The sequence below is a fragment of the Micromonospora sp. NPDC049580 genome, assembly GCF_040675595.1.
Classification (GTDB): domain Bacteria; phylum Actinomycetota; class Actinomycetes; order Mycobacteriales; family Micromonosporaceae; genus Micromonospora.
In genome coordinates, this window is the sequence record NZ_JBFAPG010000022.1 from 17,239 (window position 1) to 27,247 (window position 10,009).

Below are 10,009 nucleotides of genomic sequence, written 5' to 3' on the forward strand. Positions count from 1 at the left end.
GGAAGCACGGTGAACGGCCCGCCGCCGCGGCGACGAACGGCGATCTGGTCGGGGTGAAACGCCCTGGAACTCGCGGATCCGGCTCAGCCGCATCGTAAGGCAAGCGCTTTCCGCTCCGCAATATCGACGGATGTCACACCCCACCGTGAACCGTGTGCTCTTGCCCCGCGGTGGGATGCCTGATCAACTCGTACGGGTGAGCGCCCCGCACATGGACCCGGACGAGTTCCGCCGCGCCGGCCACGCCGTCGTCGACTGGATCGCCGACTACTGGACGACGCTGCACCAGCGGCCGGTCGCCCCGGCCGACCCACCCGGGACGGTGGCCAAGGCCCTGCCGAGCGCGCCGCCCACCACCGGCGGCGAGCCGGTCGAGGCGGTCCTCGCCGATCTGGACGCGATCGTCCTACCGGGGCTGACCCACTGGCAGCACCCGAGCTTCTTCGGCTACTTCCCCGCGAACACCTCCGGCCCGAGTCTGCTCGGCGACCTGGTCAGTTCGGGCCTCGGCGTGCAGGGCATGCTGTGGGCCAGCAGCCCGGCCTGCACCGAGCTGGAGACGGTCATGATGGACTGGCTGGCCCAGCTGCTCGACCTGCCGCAACGCTTCCGGTCGACCGGCGCCGGTGGCGGCGTCATCCAGGACTCGGCCTCCTCGGCGACCCTGGTGGCCACCCTCGCCGCGCTGCACCGCGCCAGCGCGGGTCGCTGGCGCGTCACCGGAATCGACAGGCGCTATCGCGCGTACACCTCCGTGCACGGGCACTCCTCGATCGAGAAGGCCGCACGGATCGCCGGGTTGGGCGGCGACGGGATCCGGCCGATCGACGTGGACCCGGACACCCAGGCGCTGCGCCCCGACGCGCTGCGGGCCGCGATCGAGGCGGACCTGGCCGCCGGGGACGTACCCGCCATCGTGGTCGCCACCATCGGCACCACCTCCACCACCGCCGTCGATCCGCTGCCCGAGATCGGGGCGATCTGCGCCGAGTACGGGATCTGGCTGCACGTGGACGCGGCGTACGCGGGCGCCGCCGCCGTCTGCCCCGAGCTGCGCTGGTCGCACGCCGGCCTGGAGTACGCGGACTCCTACTGTTTCGACCCGCACAAGTGGCTGCTCACCGGCTTCGACTGCGACGCGTTCTGGGTGGCCGACCGCGCCGAACTGATCGAAGCGCTGACCGTGCTCCCGGAGTTCCTGCGCAACGCCGCCTCCGAATCCGGGGCGGTGATCGACTACCGGGACTGGCAGGTGCCCCTGGGCCGCCGCTTCCGGGCCCTGAAGCTGTGGTTCGTGCTGCGCTGGTACGGCGCCGAGGGGCTGCGGGCGCACATCCGCTCCGGCGTGGCGCTGGCCGCCCGGTTCGCCGACCGGGTCCGCGCGGACGACCGGTTCGAGCTGGCCGCGGCGCACCCGTTCTCGCTGGTCTGCTTCCGGCTGCGCGCCGACGACGACACCAACGCCGAGCTGCTGGCCCGGGTCAACGGCACCGGGCGGGCACACCTGACCCACACCCGCGTGGCCGGCCGCTACACGCTGCGGCTGGCCGTCGGCGCACCGCAGACCACCGAGGCACACGTCGACGAGGCGTGGACGTTGCTCGCCGGCGCGGCCGACGACCTCCCCACCCACTGACCCGCGCCCCGCCGGTCAGCGCGGGCTGGGCGTACCCGTTGTGGCCAGATCCGCCGGCACCACGTCGGCGGCGGAAGCGACGGTCGGGACGGCGGGAGCGACGGCCGGGGCGGCGGGAGTGACGGTCGGGGCGGCGGGAGTGACGGTCGGGGCGGCGGCGATGGTGGCGCGGGCGCGGCGCAGGGCCCGCACGGCGAAGACCAGCGCGGTCAGCCAAGCGGCGGCCAGCAGGGCGTACAGGGTGGGGCGGAGCGGGCCGTCCAGCTCGGCGGACCGGATCAGGGTGCGGGCGTTGGTCAGCACGATCACGCCACCGACCGCCGCGCCCAGCAGTTGGGCGGGCACGATGCGCACCAGCCAGGCGGCCAGCGGGGCGGCGATGAGCCCGCCGATCAGCAGGGCCACGACGGTGGGGAGAAGGAACCCCTCCGTGCCCAGCCCGATCAGGAAACCGACGCTAGCGGCGCCGGCCACGACGAACTCGGCGGTGTCGACCGAGCCGATCACCTTGCGGGGCTCCATCCGACCGGAGACCAGCAGCGCCGGGGTGGCGACCGGGCCCCACCCGCCACCGCCGGTCGCGTCGACGAAGCCGGCGACCAGGCCCAGGGGGCCGAGGAAGCGTCCGCGCAGCCGTCCGCCGACCCGGCCGGTACGCAGCGGTCGGGCGAAGCGCAGCAGCAGGTACGCGCCCAGGGTGAAGAGGATGGCGGCCATCCACGGCGCGGCTGACTCGGTGGAGATCGAGCTGAGCAGGGTGGCCCCGGCGAACGCGCCGATCGCGCCGGGCAGGGCGATGCGGGCCACCACCCGCCAGTCGACGTTGCCGAACCGCCAGTGCGCGACCCCGGCCGCGAGCGTGGTACCGATCTCGGCCAGGTGCACCGACGCCGAGGCGGCAGCGGGAGCGACCCCGACGACCAGCAGCAACGTGGACGAGGTCAACCCGTACGCCATACCGAGCGAACCATCGATCAACTGCGCGACGAGCCCGACCAGAGCGAGGACCAGCAGCTTGCGCACGAGCGCCCCCTGACTTTTCGGTATCTCCTATCGACTTGGTCGACAATGCGGCACGGGGCAGCCCGGGTCAAGCCCTCGACCGGGGGATGGGACGCCACCGCGAGGCGCGGCCGGGCCGGACCGCCACACGACGTACCCCGGCAATGCGACGCATTACCGCAGACCAACCGCCCGGACGCGCCCGCGCGAGGCGTCGCGACCGCGCACGCTCCTGCACCACGGCAAGATCTTGGACAGTTTCCGTTCGGCGCGGACGGAAACTGTCCAAGATCTCGCGGAAGCCGCGCTGCGGCGTCGCAGCGGGTATCAGGCCGGGCATCGGCCGGCGCTCAGATCCAGGCGCGCGGGCCGGCGACCAGCTCGGTGACGCGGGCCGGCAACGCGCCGGCTGCCAACTCAGATCCAGGCGCGCGCGCCGGCGACCAGCTCGGTGACGCGGGCGGGCAGAGTGCCCGCTGCCAACTCAGATCCAGGCGCGCGGGTCGGCGACCAGCTCGGTGACGCGGGCCGGCAACGTGCCGGCGGCCACGTCGGCGACGCTGACCAGTTCGAGGATCTCCCGCTCGCTGGCGCGCAGCGCGATCCAGACCTCCTGCAGGGCACGGGCCGGGCCGTGGTAGCCGAGCTGTTCGGGGCGCTGCCCCCGGACGTGCGCGAGCGGCCCGTCGATCACCCGGATCACCTCCGCGAGGGAGATCTCCTCGGCCGGGCGGGCCAACCAGTAGCCGCCCTCCGGGCCGCGCTGGGCGTGCACGATGCCGCCCCGACGCAGTTGCAGCAGGATGCTCTCCAGGAACTTCGGCGGGATCTCCTGCGCACGCGCGATCTGGTCGGCGGTGACCGGCCGGCCCCGCCCGGGGCCACTGGCCGTCGCGGCGAGCTCGGCGGCCGCGCGGAGGGCGTAGTCGACCCGGGCGGAGAGACGCATGCCGGCAAGGTTAGCCCGCAGGTCATCCGGCCGGGTCGGCGACCCTCGGCCGATCGGTCACGCATCGACGATTAGCCAATAACGTCGGACGCCGTGATCCACTACCCGGTGGGGCCCGGAATGCTGATTCGGCGCGTCCTTATGCTGGGCGGGCGGTATTACTGCCGGACCGGTTACGGGGGCTCGGCAGGACATTGATAAACACCCGGTTCCACCCGGGGGGAAGGCAACACGATGACCGATGTCGCCACACGCACCTGGGATGGCATGACCATCCCGATCGCCGGCACCTATCGCCTCGATCAGGCGCACAAGCGGATCGGTTTCCTGTCCCGCCACATGATGGTGAGCCCGGTACGCGGCGAGTTCGCCGAGGCGAGCGCGGAGATCTTCCTGGCGGAGGATCCGCTGCGCTCCGGCGTGACCGCCACCATCGCGGCGGCGAGCATCTCCACCGGGAGCGTCGAGCGGGACACCCACCTGAAAAGCGCCGACTTCCTCGACGTGGAGCGTTATCCCACGCTCGAATATCGAAGCACGGGCATTAGCTGGCAGAGCAACGAGGACCCGATTTTCTACTGGGCCCGCCTGCGCAACAACCGATTCGGCGGACGAGGCAGAAGTCACAATCCCCCGCCGCAGTCCGAGCCCAATCGATTTGTGCTCACCGGCGAGTTGACGGTAAAGGGGATCACTCGCGCAGTGGACCTTCAGGTGAATTTCGGCGGCGCCCGTCGTGACCCGTACGGGCAGAACATCTTCGGATTCAGCGCGACCGCCGAGATCAACCGGGAGGACTACGGCCTGCTCTGGAATGTGGCGCTGGAGAGCGGCGGCGTTCTGGTCGGGAAGACCGTGCAGATCGAAATCGCCGGCGAGGCCATCCACGCGGCGTGACCGGGCCGCCGGCCCGAGGGGGGCCGACGGCCCAGGGCCGACGGATCAGGCGCCGACGCGGCGCAGCAGACCCTCCTGCACGGCGCTGGCGATCTGCCGGCCGTCCGTCGTGAACATCCGGCCGGTGGCCAGCCCTCGCGCGCCGGACGCCGACGGGCTCCAGCAGTCGTAGAGGAACCACTCGTCGGCGCGGAACGGCCGGTGGAACCACAGCGCGTGGTCCAGGCTCGCGCCGACCACACCGCCCGGCCCCCACACCTCACCGTGCACGGAGAGCACCGAGTCGAGCAGGGTGAGGTCCGAGGCGTACGTGAGCGCGCACGCGTGCAGCAGCGGGTCGTCGGGCAGCTTGCCGTCGATGCGCATCCAGACCCGCTGGTGCGGGTCGGCCGGCCGGTCGCCGGGGCGGACCCAGCCGGGCTCCCCCACGTAACGCACGTCGATCGGGCGCGGGATCTGCCCCCAGATGCCCAGTCGTTCGGGGTAGCGGGAGAGCCGGTCGGACATCGTCGGCACGTCCTGCGGGGCAGGCACGTCCAGCGGCGCGGGGGCCTGGTGGTCCAACCCCTCCTCGGCCCGCTGGAACGACGCCGACATGAAGAAGATCGGCTTGTCGTGCTGGAGGGCTACCGCCCGGCGTACCGAGAAGGACCGGCCGTCGCGGATGTTCTCCACCTGGTACTCGATCGGCTCGACCGGGTCGCCGGGGCGGACGAAGTAGCCGTGCAGCGAGTGCACGAACCGCTCCGGGTCCACCGTGCGGCCGGCGGCGACCAGCGCCTGACCGGCAACCTGGCCGCCGTACACCCGTTGTGGGCCGACCGGGGGGCTCATCCCCCGGAAGGTCATCTCCCCGGTCGGGTCGAGGTCCAGCACTTCCAGCAGCTGGTCCACCGCTGCCTGGCCGACCGCGACCCGATCGTCGCTCACTGCAGCGCCCGCGCCGACGCCGCGTCGACAAGCGAGCCGAGCTGGTGGACGCGCAGAGTGTTGGTCGAGCCGGGGGTGCCGGGCGGGCTGCCCGCCACGATCACCACGTAGTCGCCCGGGTTGGCCCGGTCGAGGCCGAGCAGCGCCTGGTCGACCTGGCGGAACATGTCGTCGGTGTGCTGCACGAACGGCATGAGGAAGGTCTCCACGCCCCAGGTCAGGGCGAGCTGGTCACGCACCTCGGGGACCGGGGTGAACGCGAGCAGCGGCAGGTCGCAGTGCAGGCGGGAGAGCCGCCGGACGGTGTCGCCGGTCTGCGAGAAGGCGACAAGCGCCTTGGCGTTGATGGCCCGGGCGATCGACGAGGCGGCGACGGTGAGCGCGCCGCCGTGGGTGCGCGGGTCGTGCTGCAACCGCGGCACGCCGATCGAACCGGCCTCGGTGGTCGTCACGATCTTGGCCATGGTGCTGACGGTCAGCACCGGGTACTTGCCGACGCTGGTCTCGCCGGAGAGCATCACCGCGTCCGCGCCGTCGAGCACCGCGTTGGCCACGTCGGAGGCCTCCGCCCGGGTGGGGCGGGAATTCTCGATCATGGAGTCGAGCATCTGGGTGGCCACGATGACCGGCTTGGCGTTCTCCCGGCAGAGCTGCACGGCCCGCTTCTGCACCAGCGGAACCTCGTCCAGCGGCATCTCCACGCCCAGGTCGCCCCGGGCGACCATGACGCCGTCGAAGGCCAGCACGATGGCCTCCAGGTGATCCACGGCCTCCGGCTTCTCGACCTTGGCCAGCACCGGCCGGAACACGCCCTCCTCGGCCATGATGTTGTGGACGAGCTTGATGTCCTCGGCCGAGCGCACGAAGGACAGCGCGACCAGGTCGACGCCGAGCCCCAGGGAGAAGCGCAGGTCCTCGGCGTCCTTGTCCGACATGGCGGGCACGCTGACCGCCACGTTGGGCAGCGACACGCCCTTGTTGTTGGAGACCGGGCCGCCCTCGGTGACCAGGCAGCGGATGTCGTTGCCGGTGACGTCGGTGACCTCCACGGCGACCCGACCGTCGTCGATCAGCAGGCGGTCACCGGGCTTCACCTCCTGCGGCAGCTTGCGGTAGGTGCAGGAGACCCGCTCCTTGCTGCCGAGGATGTCGTCACCGGTGATCACGACGGAGTCGCCGGTGCGCCACTCGTGCGGACCGTCGGCGAACCGGCCCAGCCGGATCTTCGGCCCCTGCAGGTCGGCGAGGACGGCTACCGGCTTGCCGGACGCCTCGGACGCCTCCCGGACCAGTCGGTAGACCGCCTCGTGGTCGGCGTGGCTGCCGTGGCTGAAGTTGAGCCTCGCCACGTTCATACCGGCCTCGACGAGGCCCCGGATGCGCTCCGGGGACGAGGTGGCGGGACCAAGAGTGCAGACGATCTTCGCGCGGCGTGTCACGCCCATCAGGCTAGTCTCTCCTTCAGGTCGGACTCGGGGCCGACCCCTTGCAGGCAGCGGAACAGGTGTCCAACAACGCGCGGTGCGCGTCGGACCGGCGGGCGGAACCGCACCGGGAACGTTGTGGCGACGGGCAACGGCGACCGCGCGCCGGGAATCGTACGCCTGTCGCGGCGGGAGGTGTCGGGGCGCTCCCGGCGCACGCTCACTCCGGGTGCTCCGACGGGGGCAGCGTGGGCACGGCGGTGAGCAGGTCACGAGGGTCGTAGTGCCGCTTGGCCCGGCGCAGACGCGCCCAGTTCGCGCCGTACGCCAGCCGGACCCGTTCGGTCTCGGTCGGGGCGAGCAGGTTCGGATAGCCCCCGGGCAGGGCGAGCGGGGCGAGCGCCGCCGACGTCTGCTCGGCCCACGCGAGGTGCGGTGCGGCCTGGCCGCCGGGTGCCCACACCGCGATGATCTCGGTCAGCAGGTGCTCGGCGCGCAGACCGAACGCCGTGTCGCCGAGCCGGACCCGGGTGGCCGCGCCGTGGAAGTGGTGCAGGGCCAGCGCGGAGAATGGCGAGGTGACCTGCCGGGCGGCGTCGACCAGCACGTCCACCGCGCCGCCGGCGAGCGGTGGCAGCCAGCGGGTACGCAGCAGGTAGTGGTTTCCGTCGACCATCCCGCCGTCGAACATCCGCAACGCGTCCGCGTACGGCAGCGGGTCGACCTGGTCGACCAGCGGGGTGCCCAGCGCGCGCAGCCGGTCCAGCCACGGGCGGCCGGCGTCCAGGTCCGGGCCGCTGTAGAAGGGGCACATGAAGACCACCGGTTCGCCGGCCGGGCCGGGCAGGAACCCGGCCATGACGGTCAGCTCGTCCGGGGCGTCGGCGAGCAGCGCCGCGTAGCCGCGCAGCACGGCCGGCGCCTCGGCCAGCGCGAACATGATCATGCCAGCGAGCACGGCGGGCAGCCGGTGCGCCCGGTACCGCAGCTCGGTGACCACGCCGACGTTGCCACCGCCGCCGCGCAGCGCCCAGTACAACTCCGCGTCGTGGCGCGGGTCGGCGATGACCCGACGGCCGTCGGCGAGGACGACCTCCGCGCCGAGCAGATTGTCCAGGGCCAGGCCGAACCGCCCGCAGAGCGGGCCGTACCCGCCGGCCAGGGTCAGCCCGGCCATGCCCACGTCGCGGACCACACCCGTGGGCACCACCAGGTCGTACGGGGCGGCGGCGGCGAGCAGGTCGGCGGCGCTGGCACCGCCGGCCACCGTCACCGTGCCCCGGTCCGGATCGACCCGGACGGTACGCAGGCCGGTCAGGTCGAGAACCAGGCCACCGTCGCGCAATGCCCGGCCGGCCCAGTCGTGCCCGCCGGAGCGGACCGACACCGGCAGGTGACACCGGGCGGCGACACGGATCGCCGCGGCCACCTCGTCGGCGTCCAGGCAGTGGGCGACCAGGGCGGGCGTACGGTCGACGGCGGCGTTCCACAGGCGGGTGGCGGTGTCGAACCCGGGTTCGCCCGGCTCGTGGAGGCGGTCACCGAGCAGGGCACGCAGCCGCGCGGCGGCGGACGCGACATCGGGGGTGGCGGCGGAGCTCATGGCGTCTCCTCGACCGGGCCCGGCCGATGACGCCGGGTGCGCCCCGACCGCGATCCTCGGTGCGCGCGACCGTAGCACCGGCGGACGCCGCAACGCCGTCACCATCACGACACCTGTCGCTGGACCGACCGTCAGCTCTGGGCCTTGACCAGCGGAAACTCCAACGAGCCGGCCGGGCAGAGGAAGGTCAACACGTCCACCCGGTAGAGGCCGGCCTGCACCGCGGGGTCGGCCTCCAGCACGCTGCGCACGTCGTCGACGCTGCCGGTGCGGGCCAGCCCGAAGCCGATCGGCGGCTCCGGCGTACGGGCCGGGCCGTCCACCGAGCCCGCGACCAGGATGATTCCGCTGCGCTGCAACGCCTGCATGTGCTCGGTGTGCTCGGCCTGCAACCGCTGCACGGTCTCCGGGGGCAGGGCCCGTCCGGCCGCGCCGGCATAGATCACGATGCACTCGTACGTGTCGAGCGCGAAGTCGACCTGCGGCACTCCCGCCATGGTGCTCCCTCCGCCGTCGCGCCGGCACGCACCGGCCCGGCCGCCCGAGCCGGCGTCACCGGCACGCGCCCAGCGTCGCACGCCGACGACGGCGGTACCGGTCGCTCCGCGCAACTGCCCCCGGTCAGTCCACGGGTCGACGGTGCCACGGCCACGGTCGGTGGTGGCGTGGCCGGGCGGCAGTCCGCCGCCCCGCCTGCCGGAATCCCCGGCCGGCGGCGACCCGGCACGTCGGTCGGCGCGGGTGCCGACACCGACTACGGTGGACGGTCCGGGTGTCGGTGGTGGGAGGTCGGGATGCGCGACGACGAGCCGGTGTCGAGCCCACTGTCGTACGCCGAGGTGACCGACGAGGCGTACGCCACGCAGGCCGCGGCGGGCTTCCGGCCGCAGGAATTCGAGTTCGCGGTGGTGCTCAGTGGGCGGTGCCCCCGGTGCGGCCACCCGAGCACCACGACGCTCGTCGACGAGGTGTACCGCAAGGACGCCGGGGCCCCGGATCCCGGTTACCGGACGCTGCTGTGCGAGTGCGAGGCCGAGCACCCGGGGCGTCCCGCCGGGATGCGCGGCTGTGGGGCGTACTGGACGCTGTGGCTGGAGGTCGAGGCGTGATCCGGCTTCGCCCGGGGCCGCCCGCGACCGTCGCCGACCTGCACCGCGCGCAGCAGCTGGCCGGCCTGCTGCGCGGCGAGCTGGAGCGCGTCCGCGCGGCGGCGGTGGCCTGGCGCAACGGGCTGGGTGGCCTGCTGGTGGCGCTGGTCGGGTTCAGCCTGATCCGGGGTCGCACCGACGTGACCACGCTCGCGGCGGGCTGGGGCGCGCTGGTCGGGGTCCTGCTGCTCGCCGCGCTGGCCGCGGGCGTGGCCGGGGCGCTCGCGCTGCTCCGCGCGGCGCACGGCCGGTTGACGGTGACCCCGGTGGCGGCTCTGCCGCCGGCCCCGCTCGGCGACCACCTGGAGGCCCTGGCGGCGGTCCGGCTACGAGCACGTGCTCACCAAGGACGGCGGGGCGGCCGTCGGGGAGATCCTGCGCCGCTGGGCCGGGCCGCGCTGGGCCGCCAGCGGCGACTTC

Annotated in this window: 9 protein-coding genes and 1 pseudogene; 4 read left to right on the forward strand and 6 right to left on the reverse strand. The window is 73.2% G+C overall.

Annotated features, from left to right (window positions below):
- Positions 1-196 precede the first annotated feature (196 nt).
- Positions 197-1,636, forward strand: a complete 1,440-nt coding sequence (locus tag AB0J68_RS03845; RefSeq protein ID WP_354861430.1) for a pyridoxal-dependent decarboxylase — start codon at positions 197-199, stop codon at positions 1,634-1,636.
- 15 nt (positions 1,637-1,651) lie between these two features.
- Here the strand turns inward: AB0J68_RS03845 and AB0J68_RS03850 are convergent, their stop codons facing one another.
- Together AB0J68_RS03850 and AB0J68_RS03855 are read right to left on the reverse strand one after the other, a co-directional pair.
- Positions 1,652-2,659, reverse strand: a complete 1,008-nt coding sequence (locus AB0J68_RS03850) for a sulfite exporter TauE/SafE family protein (protein WP_363935979.1) — start codon at positions 2,657-2,659, stop codon at positions 1,652-1,654.
- Positions 2,660-3,122: 463 nt separating this feature from the next.
- Complete coding sequence (locus AB0J68_RS03855; RefSeq protein WP_238647043.1) at positions 3,123-3,587, reverse strand: Rrf2 family transcriptional regulator; 465 nt, start codon at positions 3,585-3,587, stop codon at positions 3,123-3,125.
- Between the two features lie 234 nt (positions 3,588-3,821).
- Here AB0J68_RS03855 and AB0J68_RS03860 point away from each other — a divergent pair, with 234 nt between their 5' ends.
- The gene (locus AB0J68_RS03860) at positions 3,822-4,484 is read left to right on the forward strand and encodes a YceI family protein (protein ID WP_363935982.1); all 663 of its coding nucleotides are present in this window, start codon (positions 3,822-3,824) and stop codon (positions 4,482-4,484) included.
- A gap of 45 nt (positions 4,485-4,529) precedes the next feature.
- Here the strand turns inward: AB0J68_RS03860 and AB0J68_RS03865 are convergent, their stop codons facing one another.
- The 4 genes from AB0J68_RS03865 to AB0J68_RS03880 form a co-directional block, all read right to left on the reverse strand.
- Positions 4,530-5,414: an acyl-CoA thioesterase II gene (locus AB0J68_RS03865; protein WP_355068178.1), complete on the reverse strand. Its 885-nt coding sequence runs from the start codon at positions 5,412-5,414 to the stop codon at positions 4,530-4,532.
- Entirely contained in the window at positions 5,411-6,859 is a 1,449-nt protein-coding gene (gene pyk / locus AB0J68_RS03870) for a pyruvate kinase (protein WP_354862523.1), read from the reverse strand. Before pyk ends, AB0J68_RS03865 begins: the two co-directional genes overlap by 4 nt.
- Positions 6,860-7,058: 199 nt before the next feature.
- A complete protein-coding gene (locus tag AB0J68_RS03875; protein ID WP_363935986.1) occupies positions 7,059-8,441 on the reverse strand; it encodes an FAD-binding protein in 1,383 nt (460 codons plus the stop codon).
- Between the two features lie 131 nt (positions 8,442-8,572).
- The gene (locus AB0J68_RS03880; RefSeq protein WP_355134758.1) at positions 8,573-8,938 is read right to left on the reverse strand and encodes a YciI family protein; all 366 of its coding nucleotides are present in this window, start codon (positions 8,936-8,938) and stop codon (positions 8,573-8,575) included.
- A 297-nt stretch (positions 8,939-9,235) separates the two neighbouring features.
- Between AB0J68_RS03880 and AB0J68_RS03885 the strand changes: the two genes are divergently transcribed.
- Positions 9,236-9,550, forward strand: a complete 315-nt coding sequence (locus AB0J68_RS03885) for a hypothetical protein (protein WP_355068174.1) — start codon at positions 9,236-9,238, stop codon at positions 9,548-9,550.
- A gap of 366 nt (positions 9,551-9,916) precedes the next feature.
- Positions 9,917-10,009, forward strand: a pseudogene (locus AB0J68_RS03890) (alpha/beta hydrolase); the annotation flags it as partial.